The organism is Aromatoleum tolulyticum (genome assembly GCF_900156155.1).
Classification (GTDB): Bacteria; Pseudomonadota; Gammaproteobacteria; order Burkholderiales; family Rhodocyclaceae; genus Aromatoleum; species Aromatoleum tolulyticum.
Genome location: NZ_FTMD01000021.1, coordinates 1 through 25,416 on the forward strand (window position 1 = coordinate 1; position 25,416 = coordinate 25,416).

At 67.4% G+C, this 25,416-nt stretch carries 23 protein-coding genes; 15 read left to right on the plus strand and 8 right to left on the minus strand.

The features are described 5' to 3' along the window. Both BW991_RS21475 and BW991_RS21480 read left to right on the plus strand, forming a co-directional pair. Nucleotides 1-169: transposase (locus BW991_RS21475; RefSeq protein WP_139335980.1), on the plus strand; the 169-nt coding region annotated here is incomplete at its 5' end. Nucleotides 170-922: 753 nt separating this feature from the next. After that, complete coding sequence (locus BW991_RS21480; protein WP_076604159.1) at nucleotides 923-2,122, plus strand: CaiB/BaiF CoA transferase family protein; 1,200 nt, start codon at nucleotides 923-925, stop codon at nucleotides 2,120-2,122. Nucleotides 2,123-2,239: 117 nt separating this feature from the next. Here the strand turns inward: BW991_RS21480 and BW991_RS21485 are convergent, their stop codons facing one another. From BW991_RS21485 to otnI, 5 genes are all read right to left on the minus strand, one after another. Further along, nucleotides 2,240-3,916, minus strand: a complete 1,677-nt coding sequence (locus BW991_RS21485; protein ID WP_076604160.1) for an ATP-binding protein — start codon at nucleotides 3,914-3,916, stop codon at nucleotides 2,240-2,242. Beyond that, entirely contained in the window at nucleotides 3,913-5,250 is a 1,338-nt protein-coding gene (locus tag BW991_RS21490; protein ID WP_076604161.1) for a cyclic di-GMP phosphodiesterase, read from the minus strand. The genes BW991_RS21485 and BW991_RS21490 overlap by 4 nt, the downstream gene beginning before the upstream one ends. A 251-nt stretch (nucleotides 5,251-5,501) precedes the next feature. Continuing rightward, nucleotides 5,502-5,900: a Rid family detoxifying hydrolase gene (locus BW991_RS21495; protein WP_076604218.1), complete on the minus strand. Its 399-nt coding sequence runs from the start codon at nucleotides 5,898-5,900 to the stop codon at nucleotides 5,502-5,504. A gap of 233 nt (nucleotides 5,901-6,133) precedes the next feature. After that, nucleotides 6,134-7,162, minus strand: coding sequence for a type I glyceraldehyde-3-phosphate dehydrogenase (locus BW991_RS21500; protein WP_076604162.1), 1,029 nt, complete (start codon nucleotides 7,160-7,162; stop codon nucleotides 6,134-6,136). 121 nt (nucleotides 7,163-7,283) lie between these two features. Continuing rightward, complete coding sequence (otnI, locus tag BW991_RS21505; protein ID WP_076604219.1) at nucleotides 7,284-8,063, minus strand: 2-oxo-tetronate isomerase; 780 nt, start codon at nucleotides 8,061-8,063, stop codon at nucleotides 7,284-7,286. A gap of 248 nt (nucleotides 8,064-8,311) precedes the next feature. Here otnI and BW991_RS21510 point away from each other — a divergent pair, with 248 nt between their 5' ends. The 3 genes from BW991_RS21510 to BW991_RS21520 all read left to right on the plus strand — a co-directional run bounded on the left by BW991_RS21510 (nucleotide 8,312) and on the right by BW991_RS21520 (nucleotide 10,636). Continuing rightward, on the plus strand, nucleotides 8,312-8,797 hold the full coding sequence (locus BW991_RS21510; RefSeq protein ID WP_076604163.1) for a bacteriohemerythrin: 486 nt from the start codon (nucleotides 8,312-8,314) through the stop codon (nucleotides 8,795-8,797). 146 nt (nucleotides 8,798-8,943) lie between these two features. Further along, a complete protein-coding gene (locus BW991_RS21515; RefSeq protein ID WP_076604164.1) occupies nucleotides 8,944-9,435 on the plus strand; it encodes an acyl-CoA thioesterase in 492 nt (163 codons plus the stop codon). 49 nt (nucleotides 9,436-9,484) lie between these two features. Continuing rightward, nucleotides 9,485-10,636 (plus strand): methyltransferase, encoded by a 1,152-nt coding sequence (locus tag BW991_RS21520; protein ID WP_076604165.1) that lies wholly within the window; start codon nucleotides 9,485-9,487, stop codon nucleotides 10,634-10,636. Between the two features lie 21 nt (nucleotides 10,637-10,657). Here the strand turns inward: BW991_RS21520 and BW991_RS21525 are convergent, their stop codons facing one another. The 3 genes from BW991_RS21525 to gcvA all read right to left on the minus strand — a co-directional run bounded on the left by BW991_RS21525 (nucleotide 10,658) and on the right by gcvA (nucleotide 13,361). Further along, nucleotides 10,658-11,671 (minus strand): nucleoid-associated protein, encoded by a 1,014-nt coding sequence (locus BW991_RS21525; RefSeq protein WP_076604166.1) that lies wholly within the window; start codon nucleotides 11,669-11,671, stop codon nucleotides 10,658-10,660. Between the two features lie 67 nt (nucleotides 11,672-11,738). Continuing rightward, entirely contained in the window at nucleotides 11,739-12,290 is a 552-nt protein-coding gene (locus BW991_RS21530; protein WP_076604167.1) for a hypothetical protein, read from the minus strand. Between the two features lie 171 nt (nucleotides 12,291-12,461). Then, complete coding sequence (gcvA, locus tag BW991_RS21535; RefSeq protein ID WP_076604220.1) at nucleotides 12,462-13,361, minus strand: transcriptional regulator GcvA; 900 nt, start codon at nucleotides 13,359-13,361, stop codon at nucleotides 12,462-12,464. A 199-nt stretch (nucleotides 13,362-13,560) separates the two neighbouring features. Here gcvA and BW991_RS21540 point away from each other — a divergent pair, with 199 nt between their 5' ends. From BW991_RS21540 to BW991_RS21585, 10 genes are all read left to right on the plus strand, one after another. Next, on the plus strand, nucleotides 13,561-14,406 hold the full coding sequence (locus BW991_RS21540) for a transketolase (protein ID WP_076604168.1): 846 nt from the start codon (nucleotides 13,561-13,563) through the stop codon (nucleotides 14,404-14,406). Further along, nucleotides 14,403-15,404 (plus strand): transketolase family protein, encoded by a 1,002-nt coding sequence (locus tag BW991_RS21545; protein ID WP_076604169.1) that lies wholly within the window; start codon nucleotides 14,403-14,405, stop codon nucleotides 15,402-15,404. Before BW991_RS21540 ends, BW991_RS21545 begins: the two co-directional genes overlap by 4 nt. Nucleotides 15,405-15,447: 43 nt before the next feature. Continuing rightward, entirely contained in the window at nucleotides 15,448-16,209 is a 762-nt protein-coding gene (locus BW991_RS21550; protein ID WP_076604170.1) for an SDR family NAD(P)-dependent oxidoreductase, read from the plus strand. A gap of 78 nt (nucleotides 16,210-16,287) precedes the next feature. Beyond that, nucleotides 16,288-17,265 carry a TRAP transporter substrate-binding protein gene (locus BW991_RS21555; protein WP_076604171.1) on the plus strand — a complete coding sequence of 326 codons (978 nt, stop codon included), beginning with the start codon at nucleotides 16,288-16,290 and terminating at the stop codon, nucleotides 17,263-17,265. A 110-nt stretch (nucleotides 17,266-17,375) separates the two neighbouring features. Then, a complete protein-coding gene (locus tag BW991_RS21560; RefSeq protein WP_076604172.1) occupies nucleotides 17,376-17,906 on the plus strand; it encodes a TRAP transporter small permease in 531 nt (176 codons plus the stop codon). Between the two features lie 2 nt (nucleotides 17,907-17,908). Next, nucleotides 17,909-19,168: a TRAP transporter large permease gene (locus BW991_RS21565; RefSeq protein ID WP_076604173.1), complete on the plus strand. Its 1,260-nt coding sequence runs from the start codon at nucleotides 17,909-17,911 to the stop codon at nucleotides 19,166-19,168. Between the two features lie 70 nt (nucleotides 19,169-19,238). Next, complete coding sequence (gene tkt / locus BW991_RS21570; protein ID WP_076604174.1) at nucleotides 19,239-21,218, plus strand: transketolase; 1,980 nt, start codon at nucleotides 19,239-19,241, stop codon at nucleotides 21,216-21,218. Between the two features lie 22 nt (nucleotides 21,219-21,240). Then, complete coding sequence (locus BW991_RS21575) at nucleotides 21,241-22,206, plus strand: D-2-hydroxyacid dehydrogenase (RefSeq protein ID WP_076604175.1); 966 nt, start codon at nucleotides 21,241-21,243, stop codon at nucleotides 22,204-22,206. Continuing rightward, a complete protein-coding gene (locus tag BW991_RS21580; protein ID WP_076604176.1) occupies nucleotides 22,206-23,474 on the plus strand; it encodes a glycerate kinase type-2 family protein in 1,269 nt (422 codons plus the stop codon). Before BW991_RS21575 ends, BW991_RS21580 begins: the two co-directional genes overlap by 1 nt. 228 nt (nucleotides 23,475-23,702) lie before the next feature. Continuing rightward, nucleotides 23,703-25,415 (plus strand): PAS domain-containing hybrid sensor histidine kinase/response regulator, encoded by a 1,713-nt coding sequence (locus tag BW991_RS21585; RefSeq protein ID WP_076604177.1) that lies wholly within the window; start codon nucleotides 23,703-23,705, stop codon nucleotides 25,413-25,415. The last annotated feature ends 1 nt before the right edge of the window (nucleotide 25,416 follow it).

A 25,416-nucleotide genomic window follows, 5' to 3' on the forward strand; every position in this document is an offset into this window, starting at 1 on the left:
CAAGCGCAAACGGGTCGAGGAAATCTTCGGCTGGCTTAAAACGGTCGGTGGAATGCGCAAGAGTCGATTCATCGGGCAGGCGAAGACCCAGATGGCGGCCTTCATCTCTGGCGCGGCGTACAACCTGCTTAGAATCGCGAAATTGAGTGATTCGGGGGTGAAGGCGTGAACTGCGGAGCAAAAAGGGCCTCCACGGCACACGCCGGTGGCCGCTTGGGCAATTCGAGCCGAATTGAAAATCCAATTCCGGCGAGGAAGTCGTCATGAAAATCAATCCGTGCCCCCCCGGTTGACACCGTGTCGCGCGTTTTTGCATCACCCTGTTAGAGCAGGAAATTGCCGACGCAGATGAAGACTCCGATGTGCTCACGGACAGTGGTGAGAGGCGCAACATTGGCTCACGACGGGCTCGAGCAGCAGAACAGGAGACGGACGACGAAGTACGCGAGATGTTCAAGACACTTTGCGAGCCAAAGTGAGGCCCGAGCGCGTCGAGGAGACTCAGGCTCGGCAGTTCGCGTTCGCTGGTCCCGAAAGTGGACTTTCGGCGCCAAGTAGGCCACGACGTCTGCTGACTGCCCGATACCTGCTGTTCATTCGCCGCGTGCCGGCCGTCAGCTCCGGCCGAGAACGCGACGCAGGCCGAGACCAACACGCTTGTAGCGTCATGTCCCATAGAAAAGGCCCACCAACACATTTCAAGACAAGCTACGACACCAACGGGACCTTGAAATCAGATGCGCGGCAGGTCTTACGGCAGTCCGACTCCGAGCAAAGAGACTGCCATCACCACCAGCCTTCAAGGGAAGCCGCCAAGCCGCCAGGTTCAGCTTTTTTCCTTTCCTGTGCCGCACCACGCGAAAAGTGGGGTTACCCTTCGCGCTCCCAGACCCAGTGGGCCAACGAACGAGGAACGCCACCAATGAGCTCCACCACTAAACCCCTCGCCGGCATCAAGGTCATCGAACTCGGCACGCTGATCGCGGGCCCCTTCGCGGCGCGGATTCTCGGCGAGTTCGGCGCGGAGGTTATCAAGATCGAATCACCGGACGGCGGCGATCCACTGCGCAAGTGGCGCAAGCTGTACGAAGGGACCTCGCTGTGGTGGTACCTGCAGTCGCGCAACAAGAAGTCGGTGACGGTGAATCTCAAGCACCGCGACGGCGTGGAGGTGGTGCGCAAGCTGGTGGCCGGGGCCGACATCGTGGTCGAGAATTTTCGCCCCGGCGTGCTGGAGAAGCTCGGCCTCGGCTGGGAGGCGCTGTCGGCAGTCAATCCGGGCCTCGTCATGCTGCGGCTGTCGGGTTTCGGTCAGACCGGGCCGATGGCGCAGCAACCGGGGTTCGGCGCGATCGGAGAGTCGATGGGCGGGCTGCGCTACGTGACGGGTTTTCCGGACCGGCCGCCGGTGAAGACCGGCATCTCGATCGGCGATTCGATTGCCGCGCTGTGGGGCGCGCTCGGTGCGCTGATGGCATTGCGCCACAAGGAGGTGAACGGCGGCCGCGGGCAGGTGGTGGACGTGGCGCTGTACGAGGCGGTGTTCGCGATGATGGAATCGCTGGTGCCGGAGTTCGACGTGTTCGGTTTCGTGCGCGAGCGCACCGGCAACATCATGCCCGGCATCACGCCGTCGAACACCCACACCACGAAGGACGGCAAACACGTGGCGATCGGCGCGAACGGCGATGCAATCTTCCGCCGGCTGATGCAGACCATGGGCCGCGACGATCTCGCCGAAGACCCCTCGCTTGCGGACAACGCCGGGCGGGACGCGCGGCGCGAGGAGATCTACGCGCTGATCGACGCGTGGGTCGCCGATCACGACGAGGCTGCCGTGCTGGAGGCGCTCGCCGCGGTCGGGGTGCCGGCGTCACGCATCTATTCGGTCGCGGACATGTTCGCGGATCCGCAATTCCTCGCGCGGGAGATGTTGCAGACGGTGACCTTGCCCGACGGGCGCGCGTGCCGCATGCCGGGCATCGTGCCCAAGCTCTCGCTCACGCCGGGCGAGGCGGAATCACCCGGCCCGGCGTTGGGCGAGCACACCGACGCGGTGCTCGGTGCGCTCGGCTACGACGCGACGGCGATCCGGGCGCTCAGGGCGGACGGAGCGATCTGAAACGCTGCCCGAGTGCCGCCAAGGGGTTTCACGCACCCGGTCCGGCGAATCGGCCGCCGCAGCGGATTCAAGGCCGACGGTCGGCCGGGAGCCGAGTCGCCGGCAGCGGCCGAACGGTCACTGCGACGCGGCGGTCTCGGGCGGCAGAATCCGCGGCAGTACCACCCGGAACATGGATCCTTTGCCGAACTCGCTCCTGACCTCGATGCGGCCATGGTGGCGGTTAACGATGCCGTAGGACAGGGACAAACCGAGTCCGGTCCCCTTGCCGACCTCCTTGGTCGTGAAGAACGGCTCGAAGATGCGGCTCAGGTGCTCCGGCCGGATGCCCTTCCCGGTATCTTCCACTTCGACCCAGACGACGCTCTCGTCATGGCCGGTACGCAGCGTGATGCGGCCGTGGTTCTCTATCGCGTGGGCCGCATTCACCAGCAGGTTCATAAAGACCTGATTGAGCTGCGACGGGAAGCATTCGATCGCGGGAAGACTGCCGTACTCCTTGACGACATCGGCCTTGTATTTGATCTCGTTCCACACGACATTGAGCGTGCTCTCGAGTCCGGCTTCCAGATTCGCCAGTTCCCGCTCCGCCTTGCCGACGTGCGAAAAATCCTTCAGATCCTGAACGATGCGCTTGACGCGCTGCAGACCGTCGAGCGATTCCGTCAGGAGTTCGCCGATGTCCGCACGCAGGTATCCGGCGTCGATTTCCTTCTTTACCCGCGCGATTGCCTCGACCTGCTCCGTCGTCAGTGATCCTTCGATCTCCTCGTAGGCAGTAAGCAGCCTCAGAAGGTCTTCGGCATAGCGCTTCAGGGTGCCCAGGTTGGAATTCACGAAACCGACGGGATTATTGATCTCGTGCGCCACCCCGGCTGCAAGCTGGCCGATGGACGCCATTTTTTCCGACTGGAGCAACTGGTTGTGGGCTTCCTCGAGTTTTCGAATCAGCGTCTCCTGGTGCCGCTTCTCCGCCTGCAACGTGGTATTGGCGGTCTCCAGTTCGGCCGTCCGTTCGCGAACCCGGTCTTCGAGTCGGTCGCGCGATTCCCGCAGGGCTTCCTCCGCGTGCGTGCGTTCGGTGATATCGGTGTATCCGAACACCCGCCCGACGATTCGTTCGCCGATATACTGCGGATGGGATTTGCACTCGAATACGCGACCATCGCGCAGTCGATGCAGATCGTCCGTCTCGGCGCTGTCGACGGTGGCACGCAGGCGCGCGCGACACAGGTCGCTTTCCATGACACGTTCGGCGATGAAGTCGAAGATCGCCGTATCGTTGCGCTCGAGCAGCAATGCATCGGGAATTCCCCACATGCTGCTGAAGAGCCGATTCATGTTGGTGATCTTTCCCTGCCAGTCGATAACGAGAATTCCGTTACCGGTCGACTCGAGAGTGGCTCGCAGTTGTGAAAGCGTCTGCTCGAGCGTGTCCTCGACCTGGCGTTCATACCTGGCGTCACGCGCCAGCACGAGGATGAGCGGGGCATCTTCATGCATGACGACGCGGACCGATTTCACCACGGACAACATCGCCCCGTCCGCGCATCGATACAGCCCTTCCTGCCCTTCGATCTCCTGATACTGCGCGTTGCGCACGTCCTCCCAATAGAAGACGTCCTGCAATGAGCTTTCGATGTCCGTGATGGCCATCGCGAACAGTTCCGCCCGCGGGTATCCGAGCGTCTGGGTCACAAGTTGATTGACCATCACGACGCGCAGGGAAGCCGGATCGACCAGCAGCATCATCTGCGAGCTGTGATCCAGCATCAAATCGGCAAGGCTGCTCATCGGGCCACCGTATCCTGACCGGGTTTTCCCGCGTCGAAGTAATAGCTGACGCGTTTGCGCGGACTCAGGTAGTTGTATATTTCGACCGGCACTTGAGCCGGCCGGATCGCCTTTGCGATATTCAGGTCCTGCTCTCTCGCCAAATCGACGAGGATCGACTCTTCCTTCGGAATGTTGGCGTCGTATATGACGATCACGGGCTTCATCGGCTTGGCGGTATTCACCGTAGCGACCATTGCAATCAGACCGTTCGAGAGCTGGACGATGGATCCGGGCGGATAGACCCCGAGGCAACGGATGAACGCCTGCAGCATGCGAGGATCGAATTTGCTGCGCAACTTCGCGAACATCGTCGAAAGTGCCTCATGCGGCGTCATGGCGCTGGCAATATCCACCGGGTTACAGAGTTCGTCGTAGTAATTGGTGACGGCGACGATGCGCGCCAGGACGCCGACCGCATCCCCTTTGAGGCCGGCCGGATAACCGGTGCCGTCAAACAGCTCGTGGTGGTCGCGGATGATCTCGAGCACAGCCTTGGACAGCTGCAGGCGATTGCCGATTTCAACACCGAACTGACAGTGCATCTGGTAGAGATGGCGCTCGGCCTGGGTCAGCGGTTCCGTCTTCAGCAGGATCCTGTCCGGAACCTCCTTGCGTCCGATGTCGTGAAGCAGTGCGCCCATGCCGAGCGCTCCGAAAGCCTCCTGGGGCACCCCGAGATCACGGGCGATCATCAGCGACAGCATCGCCACGTTCAGCGCGTGGAAATACAGCTCCTCGCCGCCGGTGCGATCGCCCATTACGTGGATTGCCAGATCAGGCGCACACAGGATCGAGTCGGCAATCTGGTTTACCAGTTGCGTCGCCTGCTGCACCGTCTCCTTGGGATCCGAATAGAGGTTTTTTTCGATGTCGCGAATCGCCTTCGCCGCACTGACGAACGCGTCCTCCACGCGTGCAGCGGCCTCACGCTGCGCCCGGATCCGCTCGACCAGCGCGCGCTTGGCAGCAAGCGCCGGCTGGGTTTTCGCGTTCGATTCCGGAGGGGCAGCGGATGCATCCCCCGGCTCGGCGGCTTCGGCCTCGATCGCGGGGGCCGCATCCGGCATGCTCTCATCCGCCACGGCCGCGGACCCTTGCCGTGCGGTCATGTCGCTCAGCGCCGGGTTATAGCGCACCGTCTTCAGCCCGAGGCTGCGGATCTCCCGGATCTGATCCTCGGATTTGATCTTGAACTGACTGAAGGCGAAGGGATGTTGAAACCAGTTGAGATCGAGCATGACATACAGCCCGATCCGCAACTCGCCCATCGTAACAGTGTTGGTTTCCGGCATTACTCATCCAGCATCGAAACGTTTCCGCCTCCGAACGATCGGGAACGCCGGCGACGCGGGACTTCAGCCGAAATCGTTCCACGAGGGTTCGAGCCCATGCGCATGACCCGCGTCCGCCAACCCGTCGACAAGCGCTCCGGGCCACGCCGGGCGAGTTGCCCGTCGGCGCGCACGGCATAATCATTTACATTGTCATCCCATTCGGCAATCGCCGTCGACCCCGCTCGCGGCGGAAGCGGTCGCGTTACGCCCTAACGGGAAGCGAGGCGGTCCACCCGGGCCAGCGCGTCGATCTCGATCCGCGCACCGAGCGGCAGCCGGGATACCTCCACGCATGAGCGCGCGGGGAAGTCCGTCGGGAAGTAGTTGGCATATACCGCATCCACGGCAGACAGGTCGTCCATGTCAGTGAGGAAAACGGTCACGCGCACGACCTGATTCAGAGCGGATCCGGCCGATCGCAGAATCACCTCGATGTTGTGCAGCGCTTGATTGGCCTGCGTCACTGCATCCGGCCCGACCAGCGCCGCGGTCGCGGGATCCAGCCCCAGTTGCCCGGACGTCCACACCCACCCATCCATCAATACCCCCTGCGAATACGGGCCGGCGGGAATGGGTGCGTCCTTGATGAGGACGATCCGTTTGCTCATGCACACCTCCGCAGTGACATTGCGTTCCAGCATACCCCGGCTGATGCCGGTCGCCCCACCCATTCGTTCCACCGGTCGCCGGTTCCGCCGCTTACGACGCAGGGGCCGCCCCGTATTCCCTTGTCACAAACGGAAAGCCTTCATCGACGAGCTACAGCCTCAGGCGTAAGGCCGGCATCCGTCGGAGGCCCGGGCTGCGGGCGTGCCTCGCAACCCGAAACACCCGCGCCGGCTCAGCGCCGCAGGCGTCCGGCCCAGAACGCCGCGACGTCCAGCATGCGCCGCGAGAAGGCCCATTCGTTGTCGAACCACAGCATCAGGTTGATGAGGCGCTCGCCGCTGGCGCGGGTCTGGCTGCCGTCGACGATGGCGGAGAAGCCGTTGTGGTTGAAGTCCACCGACGCGTGCGGGCCGTCCGAGTACGCGAGCACGCCGTGGCGGTCCTCCTCGGCGACGCGGCGCATCAGGCGGTTGATGGTCTCGACCGTGGCGTTGCGCCGCAGCGTCACCGTCAGGTCGATGGCCGAGACGTTCGCCACCGGGACGCGGATCGCCTTCGCCACGATGCGCCCTTCGAGCGCCGGCAGCAGGCGGGAAATGCCTTTCGCCAAGCCGGTCTGGACCGGGATCATCGACTGCATCGCCGAGCGGGTCATGCGCAGGTCGGTGGCGTGGTAGCCGTCGATCACGGGCTGGTCGTTCATCACCGAGTGCAGCGTCGTCGTCAGCGCGTGCTCGATGCCGAAGGTCTGTTCGAGGATCGCGAGGATGGGCACGACGGCGTTGGTGGTGCAGGAGGCCGCCGAGACGATGCGTTCGCCGCCGTCGAGCGCCTCGTGGTTCATCCCGAACACGACGGTGCGATCGACGTCGGCGGCGCTGTGGCCGGGGTGCGACAGCAGCAGCCGCGGGCAGCCGGCGTCGAGGAAGGCTTCGAGTTCGTGCCGGTAACGGTAGCGCCCCGAAGCTTCGACGAGGAGGTCGGCATCGAAGACCCGCCAGTCGACCCCGTCGGGCGACGTCGCGTGGGTGACCGCGATGTCCTGGTCGTCGATATGCAGGCAACCGTCACGGATGCCGACGGTGCCGGGAAAACAGCCGTGAGTCGAATCGAAGCGCGTGAGGTAGGCCATGCTCTCGATGTCCGCCGGCTCGTTGATGGCGACGACGGACAGCGAGTTGCGCAGCGGCGATTCGTGGAGGGCGCGCAGAAAGCAGCGGCCGATGCGGCCGTAGCCGTTGATTACGATGCGGAAGCTCATTCAGGGAAGCGGGACGGAGGGGCCATGCGGTTGAATGTTCAAACCGAAGCATAGCCGGAGAAAGGGACTCCCGTCGCGTTCGCCCGATTCGCGGGCGGGATTTCACCCCATCCCCCACCACTCAGGCCCCGGTTTCCCTCAGCCATCCCAGCCCGTCCTCGGTCCGGCCGCGGGGCCGGTATTCGCAGCCGACCCAGCCGGCGTAACCGAGTTCGTCCAGGAGGCGGAACAGGTAGCGGTAGTCGAGTTCGCCGTCGTCCGGTTCGTTGCGCTCCGGCACGCCCGCGATCTGTATGTGGCCGACGTGAGGGAGGTAGCGGCGCAGCTTGGTGGCGATGTCGCCTTCCATGATCTGCGCGTGGTAGAGATCCATCTGCACCAGCAGGTTGGGCTCGCCGATTTCCTCGCGAATCGCGTGCGCCTCGGCCTGCGTGCTCAGGAAGTATCCGGGCATGTCGCGCGTGTTGATCGGCTCGATCAGCACCGTGACGCCGTAAGGCGCTGCGGCGCGTGCCGCGTGGCGCAGGTTGTCGACGTACAGGGCGCGCTGGATGCCGGGCGCTGCCCCGGGCACGACGAGGCCGGCCATCGCGTGCAGACGCGGGGTTCCCAGCGCCTGCGCGTATTCCAGGGCACGGACCACGCCCGCGCGGAATTCCGCCTCGCGCCCCGGCAGCGATGCAAGGCCGCGCTCGCCCGCCGCCCAGTCGCCCGGCGGCATGTTGAAGAGGACGTTTACGAGCCCATGCGCCTTCAGCCACGCGGCGACCTCCGCCGGCGCGTGCTCGTAGGGGAACAGGAACTCGACGGCCTCGAACCCGGCATGCGCCGCCGCGGCGAAACGCAGCGGAAACGGGTGCTCGTTGAACATCATCGTCAGGTTGGCGGCAAACTTCGGCATCGCGGCTTCCTCGGGGGGAAGAGAGGGAGACGGCAGGGCGCGGGAAGAGCGCTCCGCGGAGCGCCGATTGTCGCGAACTTCGGCGCACGACACCAGCACCGCCACGGCCCCGATGCGGGCGGCATCCGGCATGACAAGCCCCCTTTCCGCAGCGCATAATCGGACCATGCGAATCCGGTATCCGCGCGGCCGTGTGCCGCGGAAAATCCCTATCGCAGGACAATTCCAAAGTCGTACGGAGAACACCGATGAGCCAAGTCCTGTTCGAATGGTCCGACAGTTTCAATGTCGGCATCCAGGAGATCGACGAACAGCACCGCACCCTGGTCGACCTGCTCAACCAGCTGCATGCGGCGATCCGCGACCACAAGGGCAGCCAGGCCTGTCGCGCGATCCTCGACCAGCTGGCCGAGTACACGCGCACCCACTTCCTGCTGGAAGAAAGCCTGATGCGCGTATCGCACTATCCCGGCTTCGAGCTGCACAAGCAGCAGCACGAAGACCTCATCTCCCAGGTCAAGTCGCTGCAGGACAAGCTCGATACCGGCCAGGCGTCGATCAGTTTCGAGCTGCTGCACTTCCTGCAGGTGTGGCTCACGAAGCACATCAACGAAAGCGACAAGCGCTTCGGCAACCACTTCGTCCGCAACACCGACCTGCAGAGCTATACGGAATGGTCCGAAGAGGTGAAGACGACGATGAAGAAAAAGAAGTGGTGGTGGAAGTTCTGGTGATAGTCGCACCGCGGGGCGCCGGGAACGCGCACGGGTTTGCGTCGCCCGGCGCGCGCGCTCAGAATCGCGGGTAGCGGCAAGACGCCGACAGACCCTGCGCACAGGGCACGCCCCCGAACCTCCCGAGCCCCCCGACGAGAACACAGATGGATCTTCCCGCACACCAACTCACCATGACGGTGCTGATGACACCGGACATGGCGAACTTCTCCGGCAAGGTGCACGGCGGCGCCGTGCTCAAGCTGCTCGACCAGGTCGCCTACGCCTGCGCGAGCCGTTACGCCGCGCGCTACGTCGTCACGCTGTCGGTGGATCAGGTGATGTTCCGCCAGCCGATCATGGTGGGCGAACTCGTCACCTTCCTCGCGAGCGTGAACTACACCGGCAAGTCGTCGATGGAAATCGGCGTCAAGGTGCTCGCGGAGAACATCCGCACGCAGGAAGTGCGGCACGCGAACAGCTGCTTCTTCACGATGGTCGCCGTCGATGACGACGGCAAGCCGGTCGCCGTGCCGGCGCTGCGCCCCTTCAGCCCGAAGGAGAAGCGACGCTTTGCCGCCGCCGAGGCGCGCAAGGCCCTGCGGCTGGAGCTCGAACGGCGCTTCGCCGAGACCCACGGCTCGGACGACAAGGCCTGATCCGGCCCCCTGCGCCCCGCGGGTAGCGCAGTCATTGAAAGGACACCCGATGCAAGATCACCCGCAGATCGTCTGGCAGGACGAGACCGGCGCCCCCCATTCGGCCCGCTGGCGCTCGGAAAGCGGCAGCCCGCCGCCGCGGCGGGTCGTGCTCGCCGACGACCAGACGCCCGCCGACCAAGCCTACCGGCTCGCGTGCGAGGGCACGGCGCTGCTGTACCGTGGCGACTTCCACAACGCGAAGCAGCTGCTGCAGGCGATGGCACGGCGCATCGACCGCAAACCGCGCCGCCCCGGCAAGCCGGCCGCGGCGAAGAGCGCGGCGGAAACCTTCCACCTGCACCGCCAGGCGCAGGCGCAGCGCGCGCGGGTGCTGGGCATGCTCCTGCTGCCCTTCGATGCCGGCCACAGCCTGCCGCTGCGCCGCGCGCCGGAGGTGGGGCAGGCCTGCCTCGAAGCCTACGGCGCCGCCGACGAACCCTATGTCGCGTCGCTGCGCGAACTGCTGGGTCTGATCGGCGCGCACGAGTGGCGCAAGAAAGGAGTTCCGGTCCCGGCGCTGGGCGCGGCGATCCATCCGCATTACGGCGTGTTCTCGCCGGTGCGCGGCGAATACGTCGATCTCGTCGCCAAGGCGCCCCTGCCCGCGGCCTTGGCGGGCGATGCGACGGCCTTCGACGTGGGGACCGGCACGGGCGTAATCGCGGCGGTACTTGCGCGCCGCAGCGTCGCGCACATCGTCGCGACCGACCAGGATCCGCGCGCACTGGCCTGCGCGAGCGAGAACATCGCGCGCCTCGGCTATGCGGGACAGGTCGAGGTCGTACCGGCCGACATGTTCCCGGAAGGGCGCGCGGCGCTGGTCGTGTGCAACCCGCCGTGGGTGCCGGCACGCCCGAGCTCGCCCGTCGAATACGCCGTTTACGACCCCGACAGCCGCATGCTGCACGCCTTTCTCGGCGGCCTCGCGGCGCATCTCGCCCCCGGCGGCGAAGGCTGGCTGATCCTGTCGGATCTCGCGGAACATCTGGGCCTGCGCGCGCGCGAGGAGCTGCTCGCGGCGATCGACGCCGGCGGCCTGCAGGTGATCGGGCGGCTCGACGCCCGTCCCCGGCACGGCAAGGCGAGCGACGCGGATGACCCGCTGCATGCGGCGCGGGCCGCGGAAGTCACGTCGCTGTGGCGCCTCGCCGCACGCTGAGCAGCGGCGCGTGCCGGCGCCTCATTCCTCCTGCAGCAGCTTCTTGAGGTATTCCGGCAGCCCCGACAGCACCAGCGTGTCGCTCGCGCGGTCGTAGTGCACGGCGCCCGAATGCAGGCTGGCGCGGTCGAATTCCAGCTTCCACTGCTCGCCGGCGGCGCGGAAGCGCACCAGCGGGCGGATTGCGCGACGGTCCGGGACGAAGCCACCGGCGAGCGGCGCCTCGCCTGACGCGAGGGCCGCGTCGAGGCGTTCCGGCTGCTCGGGCCACACCTTGCGTGCGATCTCGTCGAGCGCGAGCGGCGAGCCGGCTTCGCCGAGTTCGTCGAGGTAGCCGTGCGCGCGCTCGAGCATCGCGTCGCGCGCGGGCGCCTCCAGGCGCTGGGTCTCGGCGAAGTCGGACAGGCGCTGCACGAGCTTCTTCGTTTCCTTCAGCGCGATCACGACGTCACCGCAGCCGAGGAAGCGCTTGAACCACGGCGCGACGTCGCTGCGCCCCTTGAGGAAGCTGACGTAGCGCTCGTCGCCGCGCTGCCAGCCGGTGAGGTCGATGCGCCCGGCCGCGGGCAGCGCCGCGAAGTCCAGATGCAGGCAGTCGACGATGTCGAGCGCGCCCGTGACGGCGCTGCCGACCGCTTCGCCGACCACGGCGATCCACAGGCAGTCGGTGGCGCCTTCGAGGATGCGCGCGATCACGACGTAGCCGGAGACCTCCGCGCCCTCCTCGTCCGCGCACAGGCGCAGCGCGTCCATCATGCGCTGCGACAGTGCGGCGAAATCGAGGCGCTTGTCGACGACGTGTTCGCGCACGAGACGCGGCAGCGGCGAGCCCTCCTCGCCCTCCTCCTCCGCGAAACGCCCGTAGCCCCTGCTGCTGCGGTCCGCGTAGTGTCCGCACAGGCGCTCGACGAGGCGCACTGCGGCATCGTCGACGCGGCAGGCGCCGTCGCGCAGTTCGGCGCTCGCGGGGCCCTCGCCGGCGCGGTGGAGCTTGTGGACGACGAGGTGGGTGATGGTGTGCTGGACCTGGCTCATGGCGGCATCTCGTGCAGACGGGGGCGCGATTCTCGCACGCCCCGGCCCGCGCGGGACCGCCTTCGCGTCACTGATGCCACGCGTTGAAGCGCGCCTCCGCCTGCTCGAACAGGACCTTCACCTTCTCCACTTCCCACGCCTGCTCGGCCAGCGTCTCGTGGTCCCACAGGCTGCGCGGCTGCGGCGGGGCGAAGAAGTCCCCGCCATACACGTGGATCGCGCAACTCATCTTGCCGATCGGGTTGAGCACCGAGTGGATCGCGTCGCGTTCGAGCGCGGTGACGTCGCCCACGCCCAGCGAGCTTGCGCCGATCGCCTCGATGCTGCCCGCGTTGCGGCGCCAGAACACGTTGTCCTCGCGCCCGGCATAGATCCCGACCACCGAGAACATCTGGTGGTTGTGCGGCATCAGGCTCATGCACGGCGCCCATACGAAGTTGATGATCGTGAGCTCCGGCGAACGGTACAGCGCGTTGATGCCCGCGTGCTTCGGTTCACCGAGTTGCGCGACGATCGCCGCGCCGTCCGAGACCGCCTCGGCCACCAGTTCGCGCACGGCTGCCGGCCCTTCGGCCACGGCCTGCGTGCAGTCCTGGATGAATCGCTCCTTGTCGAACATGATCCATGCTCCCAATCTCGATCCACGTTCCCGCGGCGACGGGCGGCCGTCTGAAGGCCCGGCCGCCCCGCCCCCTGAATCCACCCCTTCCCTTGCCATCGGGAACCTCCTCGTCCGGGCAGTCCCCCATTCATTAATAGGACACGACAGCGGGCCGGGCCAGACATCCGCTCACGCGGACGCCTTCTCCAGTTCACCGAACAGCCAGTCCTGGAAATTGCGGATCTTGGGCAGCTCGGCACGCGCTTTCAACAGATTGAAGGTGTAGCCCTGCACCTTCGGCCCGTCGAGCCCGAGCGGCGCGACGAGCCGCCCGGTTTCGAGCTCGCGCTGCGCGAGCAGCAGGCTTTCCAGACACACGCCGAGACCGTCCACGGCCGCGCTGAGCGCCATGAAGGAGCGGTCGAAGCGCAGGCCGCGCGAGATGTCGAGCTTGACCTTGCGGTGCTGGCGCATCCAGTCGCGCCAGCCGACGAGGCACACCTCGCTGTGGATCAGCGTGTGGTGGACCAGGTCGTCGGGCGTGCGGATCGGGTGGGGGCCGTTCATCAATGCCGGCGAGCACATCGGCACGATGGTCTCGGGCGGGAAGGTCAGCACCATTGTGCCGGCCGGCTGCAGCCGCTTCATGCCGTAACGGATGTCGATATCGACGGTCTCCGCGACCAGATCGACGGTATCGGTCGACGCGTTGAGGCGCACGTCGACGTCGGGGTTGAGCGAGCTGAAGCGCGCGAGGCGCGGCATCAGCCACTGCGTCGCGAAGCTGGGCGTCGCATGCACCGTGAGGATGTCGCTCTTTTCCGTGCGCCCGAGTTCGCGCGTCGCGAGGTCGATGCGTGCGAAGGCCGCCGACACCTCCTCCGCGTAGCGCCGGCCCGAGTCCGTCAGCACCACCGCGCGATGCACGCGATGGAAGAGCTGCACCCCGAATTGGTCCTCCAGCAGCTTGATCTGGTGGCTCACCGCCGAGGGGGTCACGAACAGTTCTTCTGCTGCATGCGCGAAAGACGACAGCCGCGCGGCGGCCTCGAACGCTTGTATGGCCTTGAGAGGGACTCGATGCTGCATCGCAAAACCCACATGAATTGAATTCACCTATAAGGCTAATTTATTCGTTTGAGCGACACCGAGCAAGGGAATACGCTTTCTCCCACTCGCCGGACGTTGTGCAGACAGCCCGAGCGAAGGCGGAGAGCCCCCTCTCCTGACAGAGAGCAACGATTCGTCCCGACGCCCCAGGGCAGCGGACCCAACCAAGGAGAACTGCGTGGATACCAGCGTTACCGCCCCCCGCGCCAAGATCGCCGAGCACGCCTACCGCATCCGCCGCAACGCGCTGCGGATGGGCGAAGTGCAAGGCCAGGGCTACATCGCCCAGGCGCTGGACATCGCCGACGTGTTGGCGACGGCTTACTTTCATGCGATGCGTTACCGGCCGGAAGACCCGGCGTGGGAAGAGCGCGACCGCTTCCTGCTGTCGAACGGCCACTACGCGATCGCGCTGTATGCGGCGCTGATCGAGGCCGGCATCGTCCCCGAGGAAGAACTGGAGACCTACGGCAGCGACGACAGCCGCCTGCCGATGTCCGGCATGGCGAGCTACACGCCGGGCATGGAAATGTCGGGCGGCTCGCTCGGCCAGGGCCTGACGATCGCCGTCGGCCGCGGCCTGGGCCTGAAGCGCAAGGGCTCGAAATCCTTCGTCTACACGCTGTTCTCGGACGGCGAACTCGACGAAGGCGCGGTGTGGGAAGGCCTGATGTCGGCCGCACACCACAAGCTCGACAACCTGATCGCGATCGTCGACGTCAATAACCAGCAGGCCGACGGCCCGTCGTCGCAGGTGATGGCCTTCGAGCCGCTCACCGAGAAGATGCAGGCCTTCGGCTGGTTCACCCAGCGCATCGACGGCAACGACCTCGACGCCGTGATCGCCGCCTTCGACGCCGCGCGCAACCACCCCGGCCCCGAGCCCCGCATGATCATCGCCGACACCCTGATGGGCTGCGGCGTGCCCTTCCTCGAAGCGCGCGAGAAGAACCACTTCATCCGCGTCGAGCCGAACGAGTGGCAGCTGGCCCTCGAAGCGCTGGACGCCGGGAGGAAAGCATGAGCACCGTTACCGCACAAAAGCCCAAGCTGAAGACCTCGGCGATGATCGCGTCGATCGCCGGCGAGGGCCAGCGCACCGTCGCGGCCCCTTTCGGCCACGCGCTCGTGAAGCTCGCCGCCGAGCGGCCCGAGATCGTCGGCATGACCGCCGACCTCGCGAAATACACCGACCTGCACATCTTCGCGCAGGCCTACCCCGAGCGCTTCTACCAGATGGGGATGGCCGAGCAGCTGCTGATGGGCGCCGCGGCCGGCTTCGCGCATGAAGGCGCGATGCCCTTCGTGACGACCTACGCGGTGTTCGCGACGCGCCGCGCCTACGACTTCATGCACCAGACGATCGCCGAGGACGACCTCAACGTGAAGATCGCCTGCGCGCTGCCCGGCCTCACCACCGGCTACGGCCCGAGCCACCAGGCGGCCGAGGATCTGGCGCTGATGCGCGCGATGCCCGGCATGACCGTGATCGACCCGTGCGACGCGCTCGACATCGAACAGATGGTGCCGGCGGTGGCCGAACACAAGGGGCCGGTGTACATGCGCCTCTTGCGCGGCCAGGTGCCGCTGGTGCTCGACGAGTACGACTACAAGTTCGAGCTCGGCAAGGCCAAGCTCGTGCGCGACGGCCGCGACGTGCTCGTGATCTCGTCCGGGATCATGACGATGCGTGCGCTGGAAGTCGCCAAGGCGCTCGCGGCCGACCGCATCGATGTCGGCGTGCTGCACGTGCCGACGATCAAGCCGCTCGACACCTCGACGATCCTGCGCGAGGCGGGCCGCTCCGGGCGTCTGGTCGTCGTCGCCGAGAATCACACGACGATCGGCGGACTCGGCGAAGCGATCGGCGCCGCACTGCTGCGTGCCGGCGTGACCCCGCAATTCCGCCAGATCGCGCTGCCGGATGCCTTCCTCGACGCCGGCGCGCTGCCGACGCTGCACGACCGCTACGGCATCTCGACCGAGGCGATGAGCAACACGATCAAGGGCTGGCTCGGCTGAGCCGCCGGATACCCCGACCCCATCTAAAGAGAGGAACACACACATGTCGCAATCCCTTCTCCTCGACGGCAAGGTCGCCGTCATCACCGGCGGCGCCGGTCTCAACGGCCTGGGCTTCGCCACCGCCCGCATGCTCACCGCGCAGGGCGCCCGCATCGCGATTCTCGATCTCGCGCAGGCCAACCCCGCCGGCGCCGCCGCCGAGCTCGGCCCGCAGCACATCGGCCTCGTCGCCAACGTCACCGACAAGGCCTCGTGCGACGCTGCCGCCGCCGAAATCCTCAAGCAGCTCGGCCGCATCGACGTGCTGGTGAACAACGCCGGCATCACGCAGCCGCGCAAGACGCTCGACATCACCGGCGCCGACTACGACGCGGTGCTCGACGTCAGCCTGCGCGGCACGCTCTACATGTCGCAGGCCGTGATCCCGGCGATGCAGCAGCAGAAGAGCGGCTCGATCGTGTGCATCTCGTCGGTGTCGGCGCAGCGCGGTGGCGGCATCCTCGGCGGCCCGCACTACTCGGCGGCGAAGGCCGGCGTGCTGGGCCTGGCGCGTGCGATGGCGCGCGAATACGGCGCCGACAACATTCGTGTCAATTGCATCACCCCGGGCCTCATCGCCACCGACATCAACAAGGGCAAGATCCCGGAGGACCGCCGCGCCGCGATCCTGGAATCGATCCCGCTGGGCTGCATCGGCGAGCCCAACGACGTGGCCGGCTGCGTCGTGTTCCTCGCCAGCGACCTGTCGAAGTACTGCACCGGCGTCACGCTGGATGTGAACGGCGGCATGCTGATTCACTAAGCCGCATTCCCCCTGGTCCGACGCCGGGGGGCCCTCGATTAACCTGATGCCGCGAAGACGGCGCCAGAGGAGACACTGATGAACCGCAGAACCTTCCAGATCGCGGCGCTCGCGCTGAGCGCCACCTTGGCCTTCCCCGCGATGGCGCAGACCGTGAAGCTCACGCTCGGCCACGGCGCCGCCCCCAGCAACCCGCGCAACGAGGCGGCGGTGAAGTTCGCCGAAACCGTCAAGGCCAGGACCAACGGCCGCTACGAAATCCAGGTCGCGCACTCCGCACAGCTGGGCGACGACGCCGCGATGGTCACGGCGCTGCGTTCCGGCACGCTGGACATGTCGGCCAACAGCCAGGGCGCGATGTCCGCGGTGGTGCCCGAGTACAACGCCCTGGGCCTGCCCTTCCTGTTCAGCGACATCCAGCAGGCCTGGCAGCTGCTCGATGGCCCGGTGGGCGAGGAACTTGCCAAGCGCACCGCCGCCAAGGGCATGGTGGTGCTCGGCTACTGGGACAACGGCATCCGCCACATCACCAACAGCAAGCGCCCGATCAAGGCGCCCGCCGACCTGAAGGGACTGAAGATCCGCACCCCGCCGGACGCCATGACGGTGGACATCATGCAGGCGCTGGGCGCCGACGCGCAGCAGATCAAGTTCTCCGAACTTTACGTGGCCCTCCAGCAGGGGGTCGTGGACGGCCAGGAGAACCCGCTCGCCAACATCGCCGCCTCCAAGATCTACGAGGTGCAGAAGTACCTCTCGCTCACGGGTCACAAGTACGAGTCCACCCCCTTCCTGATCAGCAAGCGCACGTGGGACCGCCTCGCCGCCGCGGATCAGAAGGTGTTCATGGAGGCCGCGGCCGAGGCCACCCAGATGCAGCGCAAGCTGTCCAAGGAAGCGGACGAAAAGCTCGCCGGCGAGCTCAAGGCCAAGGGCGTGCAGATCGACACGGTCGACCGCAAGGCCTTTGTCGATGCGACCCGCACGGTCTATGACAAATGGAGCGCCGGCGACACCGGCGACTTCGTCAAGCGCGCGGTCCAGCAGGTGCGCTGACCGTCCGGGCAGCCGGGCCGTCGGCACGCGCACTGCGCGCGCCGACGGGATCCCGGCTGCACCCGTTCCAATACCGTGCCGAGCGCACGGACCTATTGCGAGGGCAAGTGATGCCATTCCTCAATTTCATCGACCGTGCAATCGGCGCGGCGTGCCGCGGCGTGCTGTACGTCACGATCTCCGTGGTGTTCGCGATCCTGAGCATCAACGTCGGGCTGCGCTATGCCGCGGGCACCAGCATCACCTGGGCATCCGAACTGCCCGAGCTGATGTTCCCCTGGCTCATCATGGCCGGCGTGGTCCTGGCCGCGCAGCACGGCTCGCACATCGCCGTGGTGATCCTCACGCAGAAACTCGGCGCCTCGCGCCGCTGGGTGCTGGCCGGGGGATCCCTGGTGGTCGCCACGCTCTACGTCGCGATGGCCGGGCTCGCCTGGCCGCTGATGGAAATCGCCGCCGACGAGCGGACCCCCATCCTGAAAGTGCCCGGCTCGGTGAGCGTGGGCTGCCTGATGCTGGGCTTCATCCTGCTGTCCGTCGTGACGCTCTGCAGGCTGCCCCAGGTATGGCACGCGCATGGAGAGCATGCCATGCGAGCCGACGCCGACGCCGACGCCGAAGCACTCGCCCACGGAGCCTGACCATGACCACCCTCATCATCCTGCTGTTCATCGGCGCCGCGCTGCTGTCCATCCCCATCGCTCACGCGCTGGTGCTCGCCGCGGTCGGCGGCCTGTTCATCCTCGACCGGGTGCCCGTGCATCTGGCGGTCGAGCAGATGCTCGCCCAGACGCAGAGCTTCCCGCTCATCGCCATCCCCTTCTTCATGATGACCGGCGCGCTGATGGTCAGCGGCCGGCTCGGGCAGAGCCTCGTGAGCCTGCTGTCGATGATGATCGGCCGCATCCACGGCGGCCCGGCGCAGGTGGGGGTGTTGTCCTCCACCATCTTCGGCGGGGTGTCGGGCTCCGCGGTCGCGGACGCCTCGGCCATCGGCTCGATGCTGATCCCCTGGCTGAAGAAGCTCGGCTACCCCGCGCCTTTCGCCGCCGGCACGCTGGCCGCGGCCGCCACGATCGACATCCTGATCCCGCCCTCGATCCCGATGATCGTGTATGCCCTGGTGTCGGGCGCCTCGATCGGCGCGCTCTTCATCGCCGGCATCCTGCCCGGCCTGCTGATGTGCGGCGGCTTCATGGCGGTGTGCTACGTGCAGGGCCGGCGCCGCGGCTTCCCGCGCGACACCACGCCCTTCGAGTGGCCGGCCTTCTGGCGCCTGCTCGCGCAGGCCGGCCCCGCGCTGGCCATGCCGGTCCTGATCATCATTTTCCTGCGCTTCGGCATCGCCACCCCGACGGAGGTGAGCGTGATGTCCACGCTCTACGCGCTGTTGGCCTCCGGCATCGTGTACCGCGACCTCTCGGTGGCCAAGCTCAAGGCCGCCGCCATCGAGGCGGGAATCTCCACCGGCGTGGTGCTGCTGATCATCATGGCCTCGAGCGTCGTCGGCTGGATCGTGACCTACGAGCAGTTGCCCGCGGCCTTCACCCAGTTCGCGAAGGAAACCCTGCAGTCCCCCTGGCTGATCATCCTGGCGATGAACCTGATCATGCTCGCGACCGGCATGTTCATCGACCTGCCCGCGGCGGTTCTGCTGCTGACGCCGATGTTCGTGCCGCTGGCCTCGGCCGTCGGAATGGACACGGTCCAGCTCGGGATCATGATGATCGTGAACCTCTCCATCGGCCTGTACCACCCGCCGATCGGCACGACGCTGTTCATCACGAGTTCCATCGCCAAGGTACGCATCGGCGACGTGGTCATCGAGCTCATCCCCTTCTACATGGTCGCCATCGGCCTGCTGCTGGGCTTCGCCTACCTGCCCTGGCTCACGATCCGCTAGACGGCCCTTCCCCGCTCTTCCTCGCTACCGACGCCTCCCCTCCGGGGAGGCGCACAGGAGAACCTTTGCCATGTCCCCCGCCGATCTCACGCCGCTGGCCAACGCGATCCGCTTCCTGTCCATCGACACCATCGTGCATGCGACCGAAGGCCACCAGGGCGTGCCGCTCGGCATGGCCGAGATCGCTACGGCCCTCTTCACGCGCCACCTGAAGTTCAACCCCGCCGACCCGACCTGGCCCGACCGCGACCGCTTCGTGCTCTCCAACGGCCACGGCTCGATGCTGCTCTACTCGCTGCTGTACCTCACCGGCTACGCCAAGATCGGCCTCGACCAGGTCAAGAGCTTCCGCGAACTCGGCTCGCACTGCGCCGGCCACCCCGAGTTCGACCCCGCCGCCGGCATCGAGGTCACGACCGGGCCGCTCGGCCAGGGTATCGCCAACGCCTTCGGCATGGCGGTCGCCGAAGCCTACCTCAACGCGAAGTTCGGCCCCGACCTCATCGACCACTACACGTGGGCCTTCGTCGGCGACGGCTGCCTGCAAGAAGGCATCGGCCAGGAGATGATCTCGCTCGCGGGGCACCTCAAGCTCGGCAAGCTGATCCTGTTCTGGGACGACAACCTGATCACCGACGACGGCGCAACTTCGCTGTCGATCAGCGAGAACGTCGCCGCACGCTTCCGCGTCGCCGGCTGGCATGTCGTCGAGCTCGACGGCCACGACGTGGAGGCCGTCTCGGCGGCGATCGCGCTGGCGAAGAAGGATCCGCGGCCGTCGCTGATCGCCTGCCGCACCGTGATCGGCCGCGGCATCCCGCGCCTGCAAGGCAGCCGCGGCGGGCACAGCGCGCGCCTTTACGCCGAAGACGCCGCCGCCGCACGCGAACTCCTCGGCTGGACTCACCCGCCTTTCGAAATCCCCGGCGACATCCTCGCCGCGTGGCGCGCCGCCGGCCGGCGCAGCGACGCCGACCACGCCGCGTGGCAGGCCCGCCTCGCTGCGCTGCCCGCTGCCGAACGCGCCGAGTTCGAGCGCGTGCAGGCGGGCGAGCTGCCCACAGGCTGGCGCGAGGTCCTGCTCGGATACAAGCGCGACGCCGCCGCGGCAACGGAGCCCAGGCCCGGCATCTTCGCCTCGGGCGAGATCAACGACCTGCTCACCGAGGTGCTTCCCGAGCGCATCGTCGGTTGCGCCGACCTCGAAGCGCCGACCTCCCACAAACGCAGCCTCACGGCCTTCACCGCGGAAGACCGCAGCGGCGCCTATGTCCACTGCGGCGTGCGCGAGCACCTGATGGGTTCGATGGCCAACGGCATCGCCGCGCACGGCGGCGCGATCGCGCTCGCGGTGACCTACCTCGCCTTCTCGGACTACGAGCGCCCGTCGATGCGCATGGCCGCACTGATGGGCCTGCCGGTGAAGTTCGTGTTCAGCCACGACTCGATCGGCGTCGGCAAGAACGGCCCGACGCACCAGCCCGTCGAGATCCTCGCGTCGCTGCGCGCGATGCCCAACATGCTCGTGATGCGCCCGGCCGACGCGGTCGAGGCCGCCGAATGCTGGGAGGTCGCGCTGGAGCAGCGCCGCACCCCGGCGAGCCTGATCTTCGCGCGCCAGGCCCTGCCGACCGTGCGCAGGTCTCATATCGACGACAACCTCTCGCGCCGCGGCGCCTACGTGCTGGCCCAGCCCGAAGGCGGCAAGCGCGCCGTCACGCTCCTCGCGACCGGTTCCGAAGTCGCCGTCGCGCTCGCCGCGCGCGAACTGCTGCAGGCCGACGGCATCCCCACCGCGGTCGTGTCGATGCCCTGCTGGGAGCTCTTCGACGCCCAGGACGCCGCCTACCGCAATGCCGTGCTCGGCGAAGGCACGGTGCGTGTCGGCGTCGAGGCCGCGCTGCGTTTCGGCTGGGACCAGTATCTGGGCAGCCGCGGCGGCTTCGTCGGCATGAAGGGCTTCGGCGCCTCCGGCCCCGTCGACCAGCTCTACGAGCTCTTCGGCATCACCCCGGCGGCCGTCGCCGCCGAAGCCAAGCGCCACCTCTGACCCCACCCAAACAGAGAACAACATGCACAAGATCGTCTTCCTCGACCGCGCGACCATCGCCCCGCAAATCCGCCTGCGCACTCCGGCCTTCGTGCACGAACTCGTCGTGCACGAGCGCACCCGCCCCGACGAGGTCGTCGAACGCCTCCAGGGCGCGGGCATCGCGATCACCAACAAGGTGGCGCTCACGTCCGCGATCCTCGAACAGCTCCCCGACCTGCGCCTCGTCGCGGTCGCCGCGACCGGCACCGACTGCGTCGACAAGGCGTACTGCCAGCGCCACGACATCGCCGTCGCCAACATCCGCGGCTACGCGGTGAACACCGTGCCCGAGCACACCTTCGCGCTGATCCTCGCGCTGCGCCGCAACGTCGTGGCCTACCGCGAGGACGTGATCAAGGGAGAATGGCAGAAGTCCGGCCAGTTCTGCTTCTTCAACCATGCGATCCACGATCTCGCCGGCGCACGCCTGGGCATCATCGGCGAAGGCGCACTCGGCCAGAGCGTCGCCGCGATCGCGCGCGCCTTCGGCATGGTGCCGCTGTTCGCCGAGCACAAGGGCAGGAGCGGCTTCGGCCAGCTGTACACGCCATGGGACGAGATGCTCGCGACAAGCGACATCATCACCCTCCACAGCCCGCTCACGCCCGAGACGCGCAACATGATCGCGCTGCCCGAGTTCCGCAAGATGGCGCGCCGCCCGCTGCTGATCAACACCGCGCGCGGCGGCCTGGTCGACGAGGAAGCGCTGGTGCAGGCGCTCGACGAGGGCCTCATCAGCGGCGCCGGCTTCGACGTCACCGCGGGCGAGCCGCCTGCCGCCGACAGCCCGATGATGCGCATCGCCGCCCGCCCCGACGTGATCCTCACCCCGCACGTCGCATGGGCCTCGGACGAGGCGCAGCAGACGCTCGCCGACCAGCTCATCGACAACATCGAGAACTTCGTCGCCGGCCGCCCGACGAACCTCGTCAAGGGCGCCTACTGATGAGCCCCGACCTCGACCCGCGCGCGCTACTGCGCCGCATGTTCGATGCGGCGATCGCCGCCGCCCAGTCCGCGCGCTGCATCCCGCCGCACCTGCCGGCGCCGCCCACCGGCCGGCTCGTCGTCATCGGCGCCGGCAAGGCGTCGGCGGCGATGGCGCGTGCGGTCGAGGACCACTGGCCGGGGCCGCTCGAAGGCCTCGTCATCACCCGCTACGGCTACGCCGTGCCCTGCGAGCGCATCGAGATCGTCGAAGCGGCCCATCCGGTGCCCGACGCCGCGGGCCTCGCCGCGACGCGGCGCGTGCGCGAACGCGTGCGCAGCCTCGGCCCCGACGATCTCGTGCTGTGCCTGATCTCCGGCGGCGGCTCGGCGCTGCTGAACGCCCCGCTGGAAGGGCTGACGCTGGAGGACAAGCAGGCGGTCAATCGCGCCCTGCTGAAGTCCGGCGCGACGATCTCCGAGATGAACTGCATCCGCCGCCACCTCTCGGCAGTCAAGGGCGGACGGCTCGCCGCGGCGTGCCACCCTGCGCGTGTCGTCACCCTGCTGCTCTCGGACGTGCCCGGCGACGACCCGACCGACATCGCCTCCGGCCCGACGGTCGCCGACCCGACGACTTGCGACGACGCCCTCGCGATCGTGCGGCGCTACGGCATCGCGCTGCCGACCGCGGTGCGCGAGGTGCTGGAAAGCGGGCGCGGCGAGAGCATCAAACCCGGCGACAGGCGACTCGAAGGCCACGAGACGCGCATCGTCGCCGCGCCGCAACTCGCACTCGAAGCCGCCGCGCAGGTCGCGCGCGACGCGGGCCTAGCGGTGCATATCCTCGGCGACAGCCTCGAAGGCGAAGCCCGCGATGTCGGCAAGGTGCTGGCCGGCATCGCGCTGCAGGTCGCCCGGCGCGGCCAGCCCTTCGCGAAGCCCTGCGTGCTGCTGTCGGGCGGCGAGACCACAGTGACGGTGCGCGGAAACGGACGAGGCGGCCGCAACGTCGAATTCCTCCTCTCGCTCGCCCTCGGACTCAACGGCGCGTCGGGCATCCATGCACTCGCCGGCGACACCGACGGCGTCGACGGGCAGGAGGAGATCGCCGGCGCGATCATCACCCCCGATACGCTGGCCCGCGCCTGGAATCTGGGGCTTCGCCCCGCCGACCGCCTCGCCGACAACGACGCCCACGCCTTTTTCGAGGCACTCGGCGACTCGGTCGCGACCGGCCCGACGCTCACCAACGTCAACGACTTCCGCGCCATCCTCGTGCGCTGACGCCCTGCCCGCGCCTTTGCGGGCGGGAGCACGCGCAACGCGGCACAATTTCGCACTGCCCGCCGTCGGCCTGGACTACGATGTCCGGCACAGGCACACCCGGCGGCCACGGGAACCGATCGCCGCGACACCGGACCAACAACAGACAAGCCACGAGAACAGGACGGCGGAGCCGACCCGCGCACACGGATCGCCCGCACGTCCCGCTACAACCGCAGAGAGGCGCGGATGGAAGGACTCGGCACTTCGCACGCAGCGGAAATCGCCCGCCTCGAGGACGAACTCGCGCGCAGCCGGGCGATGGCGGAGCGCGCGCGGCAGCTCATCGAATCGGCCCCCGACGCAATCGTCGTCGTGGACAACGGCGGCCGCATCGTCCTCATCAATGCGCAGACCGAACGGCTCTTCGGCTATGCGCGCGCGGAACTCATCGGCCAGTCGATCGAGATGCTGGTCCCGCAGCAGTTACGCGGCGACCATGTCGGCAAACGCAACGCCTACATCGGCAAACCCTCCGTGCGCCCGATGGGCACCGGGCTGGACCTCGCCGGCCAGCGCAAGGACGGCTCGCAGGTGCCGATCGAGATCAGCCTCAGCCCCCTCGGCAACGGCGACAGCGTGCTCATCTCCGCGGCGATCCGCGACATCACCGAGCGCCGCGCGGCGCAAGCGGCGCTGCGCCAGGCGCGCGACGAGCTCGAGCTGCGCGTGCGCGAGCGCACCGCCGAACTCGAGCAGGCCAATCGCGCCCTGCAAACGGAGATGGAGGACCGCGCGGCGGCCGAACGCGCGCTGCATCAGGCGCAGAAAATGGAGGCCGTCGGACAGCTCACCGGCGGCATCGCGCACGACTTCAACAACCTGCTGACGGTCGTGATGGGCAACCTGCAGCTCCTCGCCCGCCGCGTGCACAACGACCCCACAGCCGCCGAGCTCATCAAGGGCGCGCTCGACGCGGCCTGGCGCGGCGCCGAGCTCAACCGGCGCCTGCTCGCATTCTCGCGCAAGCAGCGCCTGGCCCCCGTGCCGCTGGATCTCAACGACCTCATCGCCGGCATGACCAGCCTGCTGCGGCGCAGCCTCGGCGAGCACATCAACATCAAGCTCCATGAGGCCGTGGACCTGCCGCCGGCCCTCGCCGATGTCACCCAGCTCGAATCGGCGCTGCTCAACCTCGCGGTGAATTCGCGCGACGCGATGCCCGAAGGCGGCACCCTGACGATCGAGACGGGCGCCGTGAGCCTCGACGAGCACTACGCAGCGCTCGAAGGCGACGTGAAGCCCGGCGCCTACGTGATGCTCGCCGTATCGGACACCGGCTGCGGCATGCCGCCGGAGGTGGTCCAGCGCGCCTTCGACCCCTTCTTCACGACCAAGGAAACCGGCAAGGGCAGCGGCCTCGGCCTGGCGATGGTGTACGGCTTCGTGAAGCAGTCCGGCGGCCACGTGAAGATCTACAGCGAGCCCGGCACCGGCACCACGGTAAAGATCTTCCTGCCGATCATCGCCCGCCCGGCGGGCGCACTGCCCGCCGACGCGCCCGCCCCCCGTCCCGACGCCTCGGGCAGCGAGACCATCCTTGTCGTCGAGGACGAGGACAAGGTCCGCGAACTCGTCTGTCGCGTGCTGGGGGGACTCGGCTACCGCATCCTGCAGGCCCCCGAAGGCAGGACGGCGCTCGCGCTGCTCGCGCAGGAACCCGGCATCGACCTGCTGTTCACCGACGTCGTCCTGCCCGGCGGCATGAACGGACCGGAGATCGCGCGCCGCGCACGGCAGCAGCGCCCGGACCTGAAGCTGCTCTACACCTCGGGCTACACCGGCAACGCGCTGCTGGAGCTGGAAGCCATTCCCGGCGAGTTCCGGATGATCAGCAAGCCCTACCGCATCGAGGACCTCGCGCAGATCGTGCGCGAAGTCCTCGATACCGGGCCCGCGTAGG